The sequence below is a fragment of the Streptomyces sp. NRRL S-31 genome, from assembly GCF_000718775.1.
Lineage (GTDB): Bacteria > Actinomycetota > Actinomycetes > Streptomycetales > Streptomycetaceae > Streptomyces.
Genome location: NZ_JOCB01000021.1, coordinates 1 through 15,669, shown reverse-complemented (window position 1 = coordinate 15,669; position 15,669 = coordinate 1). Strand labels below are relative to the sequence as shown.

Here is a 15,669-nt window from a genome sequence, read left to right as displayed (position 1 = left end):
ACCGGCGTACACGACAGACCGTCATTCACGAGCGTGCACACGACTGCATCCCTTCACACCGTTGACTCGGTTCACAGACTCTGGTCTTATTGACCCAGCGAACGAGCGGTCACCGGAGGGGGAGGCCGCCGCATTCGGGGAGGATTTCGCCATGGGCATGAAGGCCAAGGTCGTGGTCGGCGCCGTCGTCGGGATCGCCATCATCGGTGCCGTGTCCGCGAACGCCGGCAGTGACGGCAAGGACGGCGGTTCCGGCGGCGACAAGGGGGCGTCGGCGTCGGCCGGTCACAAGGCCGGTGGATCCGGCGGCACCGGACAGCCCGGGGGCAGGAAGGCGGCCGAGGAGAAGAAGGCGGCCTTCGGCGGCGACGGCGAATACCAAGTCGGCTCGGACGTGCGGCCGGGGACGTACCGCACGACCGGCAACACCGACGGCATGTGCTACTGGGAGCGCGCCAAGGACGCCTCGGGCGAGATGGACTCCCTGCTGGCCAACGACAACGTCAGCGGCACCAGCTATGTGACCGTCAAGGCCACCGACAAGCTGTTCAAGTCCACCGGCTGCGAGGACTGGGAGGCCGTGGACCCCAAGGCCAAGGGCACGCCCGCCACCTCGATGGACGGCGACGGAGGCATGTTCAAGGTCGGCACGGACATCGCGCCGGGCACCTACAAGTCCACCGGAGGCGGCGACTCCTGCTACTGGGAGCGCACGAAGGACGCCGACCACGGGCTGGGCTCGATCATCGCCAACAACAACGTCACCGGCACGGCCGTCGTCACCATCAGCCCGTCGGACGCCTACTTCAAGACGAACGACTGCGGCGACTGGAAGAAGGCCTGACCCTTCCGATCCGCCCCGGGGCGGGGGCTCCCCACACCGGGACGGCAGCGCGCTCCACCCCGCCCACCCCCCACACCCATCACCCCACCCACCCCCACACTCGTCACCTCTTCCAGCAAGGAACCGTCATGCGTCGTACCGCTCTTGCCGCCCTCTGTCTCGCCGCCGTGGCCACGGCGGGGCTCACCACCGGCTGCCAGTCGGGGCAGGACACGGCCGACAGCAAGCCGAAGGGGCCGTTCGCCGGGCTGAGCGGCGGCCGGATCGCCGAGCGCGCCTTGAAGGCCACCACGGGTGCCTCGTCGGTGCGGATGAAGGGCCGGATCACCGACGACGAGAGCAAGGGCACCGTCGACATCGACATGGCGCTCAACCACGAGGGCGAGTGCGCCGGCACGATGAGCATGGGCGGCCAGGGCAAGGCGGATCTGATCCGGACCGGCAGCAGCGTCTACATGAAGTACGACGAGGCGTTCCTGCGCGCACAGAGCGAGGGCGAGTCCAAGGAGGACACGGACGCGGCCGTGGCGATGCTCGCCGGGAAGTGGACCAGGATGGCCGTGAAGGGCCAGGACGCCAAGGACATCGCGAGCTTCTGCGACCTGGACTCGGTGCTCGGTGACGTGAGCGGCGACGACTCGTCGGCCACCACCCGCGGGAAGACCACGGAGGTCGACGGTACGCCCGCGATCGTCCTGCACGAGAAGGACGGCAAGGACCGCTACACGGCGTACGTGGCAACCGAGGGCAAGCCGTACCTGCTGCGGGTCGACAGCGCGTCCGGCGCCAAGGAGCCGGAGCACCTGAGCTTCACCGACTACGGCCGTCCGGTCCCCGCGACCAAGCCGACGGGGAAGATCATCGACCTGGACGCGCTGGACGGCTGACCCGGGACCGGGGCGACGGAGTCGGCGGTGGCGCCGCCCGGCGGGGCGGTGACGCGCACCGGCTCCGCCGGCCGGGGCGCGTCACCGGGCCCGGAAGCGCTCGGGTGCCTTGGTCGGATTGCCGCCACTGGGGAGTTTCTGGTCCGGGCAGCCGGCGAGGACCTTCTTCATCGCCGACCGCTCGGCGGTGGTGACCCACAGGCCGTACTTCTTCTTGACCGCGACCTGCGCCGCGACGTAGGGGCACCGGTACGCCTTGTCGGGCGGCAGCCAGGTGGCCGCGTCGCCGTCCCCCTTGCCGCGGTTGGTGCTCGCGTCGACCGCGATGAGGTTGAGCGGATCGTTGGCGAGGGCGATGCGCTTGCTGGGGGCCCAGTACTTGGCGCCCTTCTGCCAGGCGTCGGAGAGGGCCACGACGTGGTCGATGTCGACCTGGCTGCGGCCCCGCCGGTAGCTGATCTCCTTGCCGGAGTAGGGGTCGGGGTCCAGCAGACCGGAGGAGACCTTGCAGGTGCCGCCGGTGAACCGCACGTTCTTCAGGTCACGCTTGAGTATGTCGTCGCGGGTGTCGCAGGAGTTGGAGTCGGTGTCCGCCCAGGCGGTGCCGAACCGCTCCCGGGAGTAACCGGTCTTCGGCGCCCGCCCCTTGACGGTCAGTGAGTCGGCGGCGGCCAGCGCCGCTCCCCCGCCCCCGGTCCGTTCCGGCCCGGCGGCCCCGTCGGTCTGCTCGGCCGTACAGCCGGTCACGACGGCCAGCAGGGCCACCGCGGTGACCGCTCCGCCCCTCAGACGCGTCACGGTGCGCCCCCTTGCTCGTGCTGGTCCGCCTCTTTGGTGGGGGCGGATCGTTCCGCTCCCCACCGTAACGTCCCCCGAGCGCCCAGCAGATGGGGCGTTAACGGCTCACAACGGGGCAAGCAGGGGGCAACTGGGGCAGCACGCGGGGCAGTTCACTCGACCTGGTGACCGGCGCCAGGGCGGCCCGGCGGCCGGCCGGGACAGGCGGGACGGGCGGGACAGTCGGGAGGGCAGCCGGGACGACACCGCGCGCGCCCCGCACCCCGTCCAGGACCCGGCGCACCCCCGGCCGGCCCGGGGCGCCTCGTACACCACCCGTCGGCCGGCCCGGGGCCTCGTGCACCACCCGCCGACCGTCCAGGCCCCCGTGCCCCGCCCGCCCCTCAGCCGAAAACCCCCACACTCAGCCCCTCAGCCCAGGACCGAGGTGAGGAACTCCCCGACCCAGGCCAGCAGTTCCCGGCCGACCAGCGGCTTGCCGCCGACCTTCGCGGTCTTCGGTCGCGGGACCAGCACCTGGTGCGCGGCCGGCTTGATGACCGTGCCCGGGTAGAGCCGCTTGAGCCGCAACTCCTGCGACTCGCGCAGCTCCACCGGGGCGAAGCGGATGTTGGTGCCCTGGAGCACGATCTCGCCGACACCGCAGGCGCGCGCGAGCATCCTGAGCCCGGCCACCAGCAGCAGGTTCTCCACCGGCTCGGGCAGCTTGCCGTAGCGGTCGGTGAGTTCCTCGCGGACGGCCTTGATGTCCTCCTCGGAGTTGGCCGAGGCGATGGCCCGGTAGGCCTGGAGGCGCAGCCGCTCGCCGGGCGCGTAGTCGTGCGGGACGTGCGCGTCGACGGGCAGCTCGATCTTGACCTCGAGCGGCGGCTCCTCCTCGACCCCGCCGGTCTCCAGCTGGCGCCGGTAGTCCGCGACGGCCTCGCCGACCATGCGGACGTAGAGGTCGAAGCCGACGCCGGCGATGTGCCCGGACTGCTCGCCGCCGAGCAGGTTGCCGGCGCCGCGGATCTCCAGGTCCTTCATCGCCACGTACATGCCCGCGCCCATCTCCGTGTGCTGGGCGATGGTCGCCAGGCGCTCGTGCGCGGTCTCCGTCAGCGGCTTCTCCGGCGGGTACAGGAAGTAGGCGTAGCCGCGTTCCCGGCCGCGTCCGACCCGGCCGCGCAACTGGTGCAGCTGGGACAGGCCGAAGTTGTCGCCGCGCTCGACGATGAGGGTGTTGGCGTTGGAGATGTCGATGCCGGACTCGACGATGGTGGTCGACACCAGCACGTCGAACTTCTTCTCCCAGAAGTCGACGACGACCTGTTCCAGCGCGGATTCGGACATCTGGCCGTGGGCGGTGGCGATGCGCGCCTCGGGGACGATCTCGCGGAGCCGGGCCGCCGCGCGGTCGATGGACTCCACGCGGTTGTGGATGTAGAAGACCTGGCCCTCGCGCAGCAGTTCGCGGCGGACGGCCGCGCCGATCTGCCGCTCCTCGTACGGCCCGACGAAGGTGAGCACCGGGTGGCGCTCCTCGGGCGGGGTGGTGATCGTGGACATCTCGCGGATGCCGGTGACCGCCATCTCCAGGGTGCGCGGAATGGGCGTGGCCGACATGGTGAGCACGTCCACGTTGGCGCGGAGCTTCTTCAGCTGCTCCTTGTGCTCGACGCCGAAGCGCTGTTCCTCGTCGACGATGACCAGGCCCAGGTCCTTGAACTTGGTCTCGGAGGAGAACAGGCGGTGGGTGCCGATGACGACGTCGACCGCGCCGTCCTTCAGCCCCTCCAGGACGGCCTTGGCCTCGGTGTCGGTCTGGAAGCGGGAGAGCGCCTTGACGCTGACCGGGAACTGCGCGTACCGCTCGGAGAACGTCCCGAAGTGCTGCTGCACCAGCAGGGTCGTGGGGACGAGGACGGCGACCTGCTTGCCGTCCTGTACGGCCTTGAAGGCGGCCCGCACCGCGATCTCGGTCTTGCCGTAGCCGACGTCGCCGCAGACCAGGCGGTCCATCGGGACGGACTTCTCCATGTCCTCCTTGACCTCGGCGATGGTGGTGAGCTGGTCCGGGGTCTCCGCGTACGGGAAGGCGTCCTCCAGCTCGCGCTGCCAGGGGGTGTCCGTGCCGAAGGCGTGCCCGGGGGCGGCCATGCGCGCCGAGTACAGCTTGATCAGGTCGGCGGCGATCTCCTTGACGGCCTTCTTCGCGCGGGCCTTGGTCTTCGTCCAGTCGGCGCCGCCGAGGCGGTGCAGGGTGGGCGCCTCGCCACCGACGTACTTGGTGATCTGTTCCAGCTGGTCGGTCGGGATGTAGAGCCGGTCGCCGGGCTGGCCGCGCTTGGCGGGCGCGTACTCGACCACCAGGTACTCGCGGGTGGCGCCCTGCACGGTGCGCTGCACCATCTCGATGTAGCGGCCCACACCGTGCTGCTCGTGGACGATGTAGTCGCCGCTCTCCAGGGTGAGCGGGTCGATGGTCTTGCGGCGTCGGACCGGCATCCGGGCGCCGTCGCGGCCGGCGGCCTTCTGGCCCGTGAGGTCGGTCTCGGTGAGGACGGCGAGCCTGAGCGCCGGGTCGACGAAGCCGTAGTCGATGCAGCCGCAGGAGACGTGGACGACGGACGGGCTCAGGGCGCCGAGGTCGACGTCCAGGCGGGCGGCGATGCCCTCGCCGCCGAGCACCTCCACGGTGCGCGCGGCCGGGCCGTGGCCCTCGGTGACGAACACCGTGCGCCAGCCGTCGGCGAGCCAGCCCTTGGTGTCGGCGAGGGCCCGGGCGGTGTCGCCGCGGTAGGTCTCGGGCGCGTGCATGCCGAGCTTGAGGGTGTCGGCGTCCAGCTCCTCGTCGGCGGCGAACGGCGAGACGGACCACCACATCATGCCCAGCTCGCGCGCGCGGTCGCGGACGTCGGCGATCGACCACAGGGAGGCCGCGCCGACGTCGATGGGGGCCTCGCCGCCGCCTGCGGTGGCCGCCCAGGATGCCTGGAGGAACTCCTGGCTGGTGGCGACGAGGTCGGCGGCCCGGGTGCGGACCCGCTCCGGGTCGCAGACGAGGGCCATGGCGCCGGCGGGCAGCACGTCGAGCAGCAGTTCCATGTCGTCCACGAGGACGGGGGCGAGGGACTCCATGCCCTCGACCGCGATGCCCTCGGCGATCTTGTTCAGGAGTTCGCCCAGCTCGGGGTGGTCCTCGGCGAGGGCACGCGCGCGTGCGCGCACGTCGTCGGTGAGCAGCAGCTCGCGGCACGGGGGCGCCCACAGACCGTGTTCGGCGACCTCCAGGGAGCGCTGGTCGGCGACCTTGAAGTAGCGGATCTCCTCGATCTCGTCGCCCCAGAACTCGATGCGCAAGGGGTGTTCCTCGGTGGGCGGGAAGACGTCCAGGATGCCGCCGCGTACGGCGAACTCGCCGCGCTTCTCGACCAGCTCCACGCGCGCGTAGGCGGCCGCCGCGAGGGCCTGGACGACCTCGTTCAGATCGGCGCTGCGGCCAGTCCTCAGGGACACCGGTTCCAGGTCGCCGAGTCCCTTGACCTGCGGCTGGAGCACGGAGCGCACGGGGGCCACGACGACGGAGACCGGGCCGGTCTCGGGGTCGTCGGGGCTGGGGTGGGCGAGGCGGCGCAGGACGGCGAGGCGGCGGCCCACGGTGTCGCTGCGCGGGCTGAGCCGCTCGTGCGGGAGGGTCTCCCAGGAGGGGTACTCCACGACGCCCTCCGGGGGGAGGAGGGTGCGCAGGGCGGCGGCGAGGTCCTCGGCCTCCCGGCCCGTCGCCGTGACCGCCAGCACCGGGCGGCCGGCCTCCCGGGCCAGGGCGGCCACGGCGAAGGGGCGGGCCGCCGCGGGGCCGACGAGGTCGACGTGCGGGCGGTTGCCGTCCGCTGCCGCCGCGATCGCTTCCGCGAGGGCGGGGTCCTTGACTACGGCGTCGAGCAGACCGTGCAGGCTCATGGAGGGGTTTTCCGTCCAGGGTGTCGGCAACACGAAGGACCCGACACGTGTGACGGGCCGGGGCTGTCCAGCGTACGACGGTGCGGGCGGCGGTGCGGGAGGCTGTGGACGACGCCCGGGTCCGGGACGGCACGCGACCCGGCGCCGGGAGGCCCCCCTCGGGGCTTCCCGGCGCCGGGTCCTCCTCCGCAACCCCCGTGTGCGGTGGCCGTCGGACCGGTCCGTGCGGCTAGTCGGTGGCGATCGCGGCGAGCACGTTCATCCGGCCCGCCCGGAACGCCGGGACGAGCGCGGCGAACAGGCCCACGAAGGCCGAGCCGACGAAGACCCCGATGATCGTCGGCCAGGGGATCTCCAGGACCGTCAGCCCCTCCAGCGCCAGGAGCTTCTGCGCGGTGGCGCCCCAGCCCATGCCGAGGCCGAGGCCGAGCAGCGCGCCGAAGACGGCGATCACCACGGACTCCAGGCGGATCATGCGGCGCAGCTGGCGGCGGGAGAGGCCGATGGCCCGCATCAGGCCGATCTCCCGGGTCCGCTCGACCACCGACAGGGCCAGGGTGTTCACCACGCCGAGGACGGCGACGATGATCGCGAGCGCCAGCAGGCCGTAGATCATGTCGAGCAGCTGGCCGATCTGGTCCTTCAGCGCCTTCTTGTAGTCGGTCTGGTCCCGCACGGTGAGGGCCGGGTCCTCGCGCAGCACCGACTTCAGCGCCCGGTAGGCGGCCGTCTCCTGCCCGTCCCGGGCGGTGGCGAAGACCAGCTGGTCGAGGGGCATGCGGTCGGCCGGGACGTGGGTCTTCACGGTGGCGATGGAGGTGTACATCGCGCCCTTGTCGACGACGACCTCGTCGCTGGTGATCGCGCGGACCGTCAGCTTCGCCGTCCTGCCGCCCTCGAAGTGGACCGCGACGGTGGAGCCGAGCTTGACGTGGTGCTCCTTGGCGAAGCCCTCGAAGACGGACATCGAGCCGGGCCGGTAGGCGTCGGCGAGGGTGCCGGCCACGGTCTTGGTGCGCACGTCCTGCGCGTAGCCCGGGTCGGCCGCGTTGATCGTCTCCTTGGTGGTGGTGCGGCCGTCGGGGGTGGTGAGGGAGGCGTCGAGGATCTTGTACTCGGTGACCCGCTCCAGGCCGGGCGTCTTCTTGATCTTGCGGACCGTCTCGGGCTTGACCATCTGGTACTGCTGCTCGCCCTGGATGATGAAGTCCGTGCCCACGGTCTTGTCCAGCTGGTCGGTGGCGGAGGCCACCATGGAGGAGCCGACCACCGACAGGCAGGCGACCAGGGCCAGGCCGATCATCAGGGCGGCGCCGGTGGCGCCGGTGCGGCGCGGGTTGCGCAGCGCGTTGCGCTCGGCCATCCGGCCCACGGGCCCGAAGATCCGCAGGATGACCGCGCCGAGGACGCGGACCAGGCCGCCGGCGAGGAGCGGGCCGATGACGACGAAGCCGATCAGGGTGGTCACCACGCCGAGGCCCAGCCAGCCCGAGCCGGTCTTGGCCTGGTCGGCGGAGGCGGCGGCGTACAGGCTCCAGGCTCCGGCGGCGGTCAGCAGCAGGCCGAGGACGGCGCGGACGGCGCCGGAGCGGGCGCCGGCCGGGGCGTGGGCGTCGCGCAGGGCGGCCATCGGGGAGACCTTGCCGGCGCGCCGGGCGGGCAGGTAGGCGGCGAGGACGGTGACGACGACGCCGAGGAGCAGGCCGAGGGCGGGGGTGGTCCAGGCGACGGTGAGGTCGTCGGTGGACAGGTGCATGCCCATCTGGCCCATGAGCTTCATCAGGCCGACCGCGATGCCGACGCCCGCGCCGACACCGAGCGCGGAGCCGACGACGCCGAGCAGCAGCGCCTCGACCAGCACCGAGCGGTTGACCTGCTTGCGGGAGGAGCCGATGGCGCGCATCAGGCCGATCTCGCGGGTGCGCTGGGCGACCAGCATGGAGAAGGTGTTGATGATCAGGAAGATGCCGACGAGGAAGGCGATCCCGGCGAAGCCGAGCATCGCGTACTTCATGACGTTGAGGAGGCTCTGGACCTCCTTCTGGTTGGCGGCGGCGACCTCCTTGGCGGTCTGCACCTTGTAGCCGTGGCCGAGGACGGCGGTGACGTTCCGCTTCAGCCGCTCGTCGCTCACGCCGGGGGCGGCGGTGACGCTGACGCCGGTGTAGACGCCGGTCCGTCCGATCAGGGTCCGCTGGGCGGTCTCGGTGTCCAGGTAGAAGATCGCCGCGCCGGGGTTGGTGACCTTGAACGCGGCGATGCCGGACACGCGCGCGTGGTGCGTGCCGACGACCGTGATCACGCCGATCTCGTCGCCGAGCCTCAGGCCGTGCTTGTCGGCGGTGTCGGCGTCGACCATGATCTGGTCCGGGCCCTTGGGCGCCGCACCGGAGGTGATCTCCATGGTGCGGGCGTCGTTGCCGTTCCAGTTGCCCACGATGGTGGGGGCGCCGCTGCTGGGCGACAGCTTCTCCTTGCCGCCGTCGACGACGGTCACCGAGGTGGAGACCACCGCGCCCTCCGCCGACTTCACGCCCTCGGCCCCGCGGGCCGCACCGACGACGGAGGCGGGCAGGACCGGCGGCTTGCCGGTGCGGGAGGTGGTCTCGCCGTCGTCGGAGGCGCTCTCGGGGCTGACCGTGACGTCCGAGGAGGTCGCCTGGAACAGCTTGTCGAAGGTGGTGTTCATGGTGTCGGTGAACACCAGCGTGCCGCAGACGAACGCCACGGACAGCAGGACCGCGACCGCCGACAGCGCCATGCGGCCCTTGTGCGCGACGAAGTTGCGCATCGAGGTCTTCAGGACGGTCATGACGTACGCCCCCGGGCGTCGAAGTCCTTCATCCGGTCCAGGACCTGATCGGCCGTCGGCTGGTACATCTCGTCGACGATCCGGCCGTCGGCGAGGTAGAGCACGCGGTCGGCGTAGGAGGCGGCCACGGGGTCGTGGGTGACCATGACGATGGTCTGGCCGAGTTCGTCCACCGAGCGGCGCAGGAAGCCGAGGATCTCGGCGCCCGCGCGCGAGTCGAGGTTTCCGGTCGGCTCGTCCCCGAAGATGATCTCCGGGCGGGCGGCGAGGGCACGGGCCACGGCGACGCGCTGCTGCTGGCCGCCGGAGAGCTGGGTCGGGCGGTGCCTGAGCCGTCCGGTGAGCCCGACGGTGTCCACCACCCGCTCCAGCCAGGCCCGGTCGGGCTTGCGGCCGGCTATGTCCATGGGCAGCGTGATGTTCTCCAGGGCGTTCAGCGTGGGCAGCAGGTTGAACGCCTGGAAGATGAAGCCGATCCGGTCCCGGCGCAGCTGGGTGAGCTTCTTGTCCTTCAGGCCGGTGATCTCGGTCTCGTCCAGGTGGATCTGACCGCTCGTCACGGTGTCGAGTCCGGCGAGGCAGTGCATCAGGGTGGACTTGCCGGACCCGGACGGGCCCATGATCGCGGTGAACCGGCCGCGGGCGATGTCCACGTCGACGTGGTCCAGGGCGACAACGCGGGTCTCGCCGGACCCGTACGCCTTCACGACCTGCCGTGCCCGCGCGGCAACGGCCGTACGCCCTCCAGTGCCCCCGTGCCTGGGAATGGTCACAGCCGATGTCACGGTATGTCTCCTATGTCGGTTGACACGTCGGTGCCGGTGGCCCGGAGTGCCGGAAGGTCGTCTTGGATACGCCGATGAGTCTGGCGGTCGGCGGGAGTGCCGCGCGCTGGTGCGGAGCCCCCTCTTTCCGGGGGGTAAACCCCACCGTCAACCGTGCGGTGGACCACCCCCGTGCCGCCCCCCGACGGCATACGGCCAGATTACGGAGGACCCGCCCGCGGTCTCGTCCTCCGCCGGGACGACCCCTCCCGGAGCCGGGGTACGGAGGAACCCCTAGGGGGGCTCCACCTCGGGGTGGAGCCGTTCTCGGGGTCGCCGCACCCTTCGGCGGGCCTCGCCGCCGGTGCCGGGCAGGGGCCCCGGTCCCGCGGAAAGCCGGGATCGCGGACATGGATGCAGGGGGCAACGGGGTAGCTTCCGGCGGGAAGCACGGGAGGGGTGCGCGGTGGGGAGTACACGACCGGCGATACGCGGCGGCACGGCCCGACGCCACGGAGACCGGCGGCGCGGGGCGGTCGTGGCCGCGCTGATGCTGGCGATGGCCCTGGCCGCGCTCGACTCCACCATCGTCTCCACGGCCGTCCCGCAGATCGTCGGCGACCTCGGCGGGTTCTCCGTCTTCTCGTGGCTGTTCTCCGGCTACCTGCTCGCCGTCACCGTCACGCTCCCCGTGTACGGCAAGCTGTCCGACACCTTCGGCCGCAAACCGGTGCTGGTGGTGGGCGCGACCGTGTTCCTGCTGGGTTCGCTGCTGTGCGCGGCGGCCTGGAACATGGGGTCGCTGATCGCGTTCCGGATCGTGCAGGGCCTGGGCGGCGGGGCGTTGCAGGGCACCGTGCAGACCCTGGCCGCCGACCTGTACCCGCTGGCGGAGCGCCCGCGGATCCAGTCCCGGCTCTCCACCGTCTGGGCGGTCTCGTCGGTGGCCGGGCCCGGACTCGGCGGAGTCCTCGCCGCGTACGCCGACTGGCGCTGGATCTTCCTGGTCAACCTGCCGATCGGCGTCACCGCCCTCTGGCTGGTCGTCCGTCACCTGCACGAGCCGGAGCGGGAGAAGGCGCCCCGCGCGCGCGTGGACTGGGGCGGCGCCCTCGCGGTGTTCGCGGCCGGCGGTGTGCTGCTGACCGCGCTGGTGCAGGGCGGCGTCGCCTGGCCGTGGCTGTCGGCGCCGTCGCTGGCCCTCTTCGGCACGGGTCTCGCCCTCGTCTGCGTGGTCGTGGCCGTGGAACGGCGGGCGGCGGAGCCGATCATCCCGGGCTGGGTGTGGCGGCGCCGCACCATCGCGGCCGTCAACCTGGCGCTCGGCGCGCTGGGGCTGCTGATGGTGGCCCCGGCGGTGTTCCTGCCGACGTACGCGCAGTCGGTGCTGGGGCTCGCGCCGGTCGCCGCCGGGTTCGTGCTGTCGGTGTGGACGCTGAGCTGGCCGGTCTCCGCCGCGCTGAGCCAGCACGTCTACCGGCGCATCGGCTTCCGGGACACCGCGCTGCTCGGCATCGGCCTGGCGGCGCTGCTCCTGTGCGCGTTCCCGTTCCTGCCCTACCCCGGCTCGTGGTGGCAGCCGGCGCTGCTGATGCTGCTGCTGGGCGGGGCGCTGGGCCTGTTCCAGCTGCCGCTGCTCGTCGGGGTGCAGTCGACCGTGGGCTGGTCGGAGCGGGGCACCACGACCGCCTCGGTCCTGTTCTGCCGGCAGACCGGCAGACCCTCGGCGCGTCCCTGTTCGGCGCCGTCGCCAACGGGGTGCTGGCCGCACGGCTGGGCGGGGCGGGCGACCTGGACTCCGTCACCCGGGCACTGGACGCCGGTACGGCCCCGGAGGCGACCCGGCGGGCGATCGCCGGGGCGGTGCACGCGGTGTACCTGGGGGCGGCGGGCGCGGCCGCCGTGGCGTTCGTGGTGCTGCTGCTGGTCGCGCCCCGGCGGTTCCCGGTACTCCAGGAGTGAACGGCTCTTGCGGCCCTTGGAACGCGCCTTCCGCCGGGGGCGGCCGGCACCGCGCCTCCGCGGCCCGGGGGCGACGCTGCGACACGCGCCCCGCGGTGACGCGCGGGGGACGGTGCCCGGGCGCCGGCCGCGCTACTCCATCGCCACCCGGCCGGTCAGCGAGATGAGGCTGTCCCGCACGGAGTCCATGTGCGCCTGCACGTCGTCCCAGGTGTCGCCGTGCTCGCGCAGCACCCGCTCGGTCTCCTGGGCGATCAGCTCCTCGCGCACGCGCGCCTCGGCGACGATCTCCACGGCACGCGCGCGGGCCGCCTCCTGACAGCGCAGGCCGTACTCCTCCGCCTCCGCCAGGGCCCGCGTGGCCTCCGCCAGCGCGGCCTCGGCCCGGCTCGCCCGCTCGGCGTGCGCGGCGTCCAGCGCCGCCATCCGCTCGGCCTCCTCGCGCTCGGCCGCGGCCCAGCGCTCGGCCTGCTCCCCGGAGAGCTCGGTGAGCGCGCCCGTGCCGAGTTGCCGCGCCTCGCGCAGCACGGCGAGCGCCTGCCCGCGCTCCGCCTTCACGTCGTGCCGGGCCGCGGCCCGGATCCCGTCGGCCTCGGCCTGCGCGGCGACCAGCCGCCGACGGGCGTGTTCGTCGGCCTCCGCGCGGATCGCCTCCGCCGCCTCCGCCGCCGCCCGGCGCACCCGGTCGCCGCGCGACTCGGCCTGCGCGATCTGTTCCTGGGCCGCCCGCCGCGTCCGCTCCAGCAGATCCGCCGCCTCCTCCCGCACACGCTGGAACAGGCGCCGCGCGCCGTCGCCGAGCGCCTCGTACGTCTGCGGCACGAGCTGGGCGACCTCCTCACGCGCGCGTACGGCCTCCGCCTCCATGTCCCTGGCGAGCACGGTCAGCCGGGCGGCGCGCTCCCAGGCGGCGTCCCGGTCGTCGGACAGCGCCTCCAGGAACGCGTCGATCTGCTCGGGGCGGTAGCCGCGCCCCCGGACGGTCGCGAAGCCGTGCGGCGGCATCGATGCGCTGCTCACCCTGGGGACTCCTCTCCACCGGACATACACGACAGGATGATTTCGTGCACATCTTGATGGATCGGACGTATCAGTTCATAACACGACACTCCGCAGCACCCACGGGAAAACGCGTCGGGCCCTTCACGCGCACGCGTGAAGGGCCCGACGACTCACACCGCCCGACGGGCGGCGGACTCCCTACAACAGCCCGTCCCACATCTGCTCCAGCAGCACCGACCACCAGCTCTCCGGCGAACCGAGCGCCGCCGGGTCCAGCGCCGCCAGCTGCGCCTGGAAGTCGACGGTCCAGCGGCCCGCCTGCTCCTGGTTCAGCCCGTACCGCAGCCGCCACATCCGGCCCAGCAGCGCCAGGCACCGCGCGAACTCCGGCAGCCCCGTGTTGACGAACTGCGGCGGCACCGGCGCACCGCCCGGCCCCGCCTCCACCGGCACGGCCACGATGTTCGCCGTCCCGTACTGCACACACACCGCCTTGCCGAAGTCGGTGCCCATCACCAGGTACGAGCCCGCGTCCGCCGCCGGCCGCACCCCGCGCTCGGCCGCCAGCTCCGCCAGCGTCGGCACCGGCCGGCCCGGCTGCGCCTGCGCCCAGAAGAACGGGCCCATGTCCAGCGGCAGTCCGGCCACCACCAGCGTGTGCGCCACGATCGGCGGCACTCCCTGCCGGGACACCGCCTGCTGCTCGAACCGGAAGATCCCCGGCCCGAACGCCGCCGCCAGCTCCTGCGCGACCCCCTCCGGCGGAATCGGCGGCACGGCCTGCACCGGCGGCAGCGGCGCCCGCACCGGCGCCGGCCGCGCGGGACCGTCCGCCACCTGGTGCAGCTCGCCCTGGTGGGCCAGCAACTGGTGCATGCCCTGCTGCCGGCTCGCCTGGTCCGTGCCGTACGGCGCGATGCTCGTGATCCGCGCCTGCGGCCACTGCTCGCGGATCATCCGCGCGCAGTAGGCACCCGGCAGCGCGCACGACTCCAGCTCGGTGTGCAGCTCCAGCACCTGGTCCGGCGGCACGTTCATGGCCCGCAGCTCGTGGAAGATCTGCCACTCCGGGTGCGGCACACCCGGCGCCGAACGCCGGATCAGCTGCTGCTCGGAACCGTCCTGCGCGCGGTAGCGCAGAACGGCCTGGTAACCGGGGCCGACCATCGGCTGACCCTGCGGATACCCGTACGCCTGCCCGGGCACCGGTGCCCCCGGCGGCGGCATCGCGCCGGGCGGCATCGCGCCGGGCGGCATCGGCGGCCGGGCACCCGGAGCGCCCGGAGGCACGCCGAGTGCGCCGGGCGCGGGCGGCGGCGGAGGCACGCCGGGACCGGCCACCGGCGGAGCGGACAGCACGGTCTCGGCGTGGTGCACGGGTCCCCGAGGCGCACCCGGGGCACCGGGCGCCGGGGCACCGGGGGCGTGCGGGGGCTGCGGGGCACCTGGGGTGCCGGGAGCGGCAGGTGGCAGAGGCATGCCCGGGGCGCCCGGGGCGCTCGGAGGCCGGGGTGCGCCGGTGCCCGGCCGGTTCGGGTCGGCGAACATCGTGGCCGCCTGGTGCACACCACCCGGAGGCGTACCGCCCGGAGCGCCCGGTGGCACGCCGGGGGCGCCCGGAGGCTGCGGCACGCCCGGTGCCCGGGTCCCGTCCGCGCCCCCCGGACCGGCCGGCGCGCCCGGACCGCCCTGCTGGCCCTCGGGGCCCTCAGGACCGAGGGACGACACCAGCTGCGTCGGCACGTACCCGCCCGCGGGCGCACCCGGCCCGGGCGGCGGCACGCTGCCCGGGCGTGCGCCCGGCGCGCCCGGGACACCCGGGGCACCCGGTGGCGGAGGCGGCGCACCCGCTCCCCCGCGCGCCTTCTTCGGCGGCGGCGCCGCCTTGCTCGTCGCGGCGTCCGCTATGTCCCCGGCGTGCGGCGCGAGCGGCCGCGCGGGCGCCCCCGCACCCTGACCCGGACCCCGGCCCTGAACCGGGCCCTGGTTCAACCCCTGATCCTGGCCCTGACCCCGAACCGGACCCTGGCCCTGATCCTGGCCCGCAACCGGACCCTGACCCGCCGGAGGCCGCGGCGCGTCCGGCGCACCGCCCGGCGCCTGCGGATACCCGTACCCCGGCCCGCCCGGAGGCGGCGGATAGCCGTACGACGGGGCCGACGGCGGCGGGGGCGGCGGCGTGCCGCCCTGCGGGGCACCCGGCACGCCGGGTGCCGTGCCGTGCGCCGGAGGGTACGGCGGCACACCCGGCGGCGGGGTGCCCGGAGCCGCCGGTGCCTGACCGTCGACCGGCGCGCCCCGAGGCGGCGTGGGCGTGCCACCCTGACCGGCACCCGGCGCACCCCCCTGGGTGCCCGGCGCGTCGAGCGCCGGCACGACCGCCGTCGGCGGCAGCGCGCTGCCACCCGACATCAGCGCCGTCGGCGCGTCCGGCACCGACCCCGGCGGGCGCGGCGCACCGTCCACGTCACCCAACGGCGGCGCGAACACCGTCGCGGGCAGCGGTACGGAACGGTCGTCCTCGCCGGACTCCGCGTTCGTGTCGGTCCCGGCCCAGGGCGTCGCCCCCGGCGGAACCCCCACCGGACCGGCCGCGGCCGGCGCCTCGCCCCGCGCCCCGCCGGCCGCAGCGGCGGGAACGGCCGGCCCGCCCGCACC

General features: G+C 73.6%; 8 protein-coding genes and 1 pseudogene. 3 read left to right on the top strand and 6 right to left on the bottom strand.

What is annotated here, in order from left to right; genetic code table 11:
• The first annotated feature begins 151 nt into the window (after positions 1–151).
• Positions 152–844 carry a hypothetical protein gene (locus IF37_RS0111045; RefSeq protein ID WP_030739859.1) on the top strand — a complete coding sequence of 231 codons (693 nt, stop codon included), beginning with the start codon at positions 152–154 and terminating at the stop codon, positions 842–844.
• A 128-nt stretch (positions 845–972) separates the two neighbouring features.
• Complete coding sequence (locus IF37_RS0111040; protein ID WP_030739856.1) at positions 973–1,731, top strand: hypothetical protein; 759 nt, start codon at positions 973–975, stop codon at positions 1,729–1,731.
• A gap of 81 nt (positions 1,732–1,812) precedes the next feature.
• Here IF37_RS0111040 and IF37_RS0111035 read toward each other — a convergent pair whose 3' ends face one another.
• The 4 genes from IF37_RS0111035 to IF37_RS0111020 form a co-directional block, all read right to left on the bottom strand.
• Positions 1,813–2,529, bottom strand: coding sequence for an HNH endonuclease family protein (locus IF37_RS0111035; protein WP_030739854.1), 717 nt, complete (start codon positions 2,527–2,529; stop codon positions 1,813–1,815).
• Positions 2,530–2,940: 411 nt separating this feature from the next.
• Complete coding sequence (mfd, locus tag IF37_RS0111030) at positions 2,941–6,471, bottom strand: transcription-repair coupling factor (RefSeq protein ID WP_030739852.1); 3,531 nt, start codon at positions 6,469–6,471, stop codon at positions 2,941–2,943.
• Between the two features lie 229 nt (positions 6,472–6,700).
• The gene (locus tag IF37_RS0111025) at positions 6,701–9,283 is read right to left on the bottom strand and encodes an ABC transporter permease (protein ID WP_030739850.1); all 2,583 of its coding nucleotides are present in this window, start codon (positions 9,281–9,283) and stop codon (positions 6,701–6,703) included.
• On the bottom strand, positions 9,280–10,068 hold the full coding sequence (locus IF37_RS0111020; protein ID WP_030739849.1) for an ABC transporter ATP-binding protein: 789 nt from the start codon (positions 10,066–10,068) through the stop codon (positions 9,280–9,282). Before IF37_RS0111020 ends, IF37_RS0111025 begins: the two co-directional genes overlap by 4 nt.
• A gap of 445 nt (positions 10,069–10,513) precedes the next feature.
• Here IF37_RS0111020 and IF37_RS39245 point away from each other — a divergent pair.
• A pseudogene (locus tag IF37_RS39245) lies at positions 10,514–12,009 on the top strand (MFS transporter).
• Between the two features lie 132 nt (positions 12,010–12,141).
• On the opposite strand, the gene IF37_RS0111010 reads toward IF37_RS39245, so the two are convergent.
• Together IF37_RS0111010 and IF37_RS41870 are read right to left on the bottom strand one after the other, a co-directional pair.
• A complete protein-coding gene (locus IF37_RS0111010; RefSeq protein WP_030739846.1) occupies positions 12,142–13,014 on the bottom strand; it encodes a hypothetical protein in 873 nt (290 codons plus the stop codon).
• 195 nt (positions 13,015–13,209) lie between these two features.
• Positions 13,210–15,669 (bottom strand): SUKH-4 family immunity protein (locus IF37_RS41870; RefSeq protein ID WP_106981753.1); only part of this gene is annotated, 2,460 nt, incomplete at its 5' end.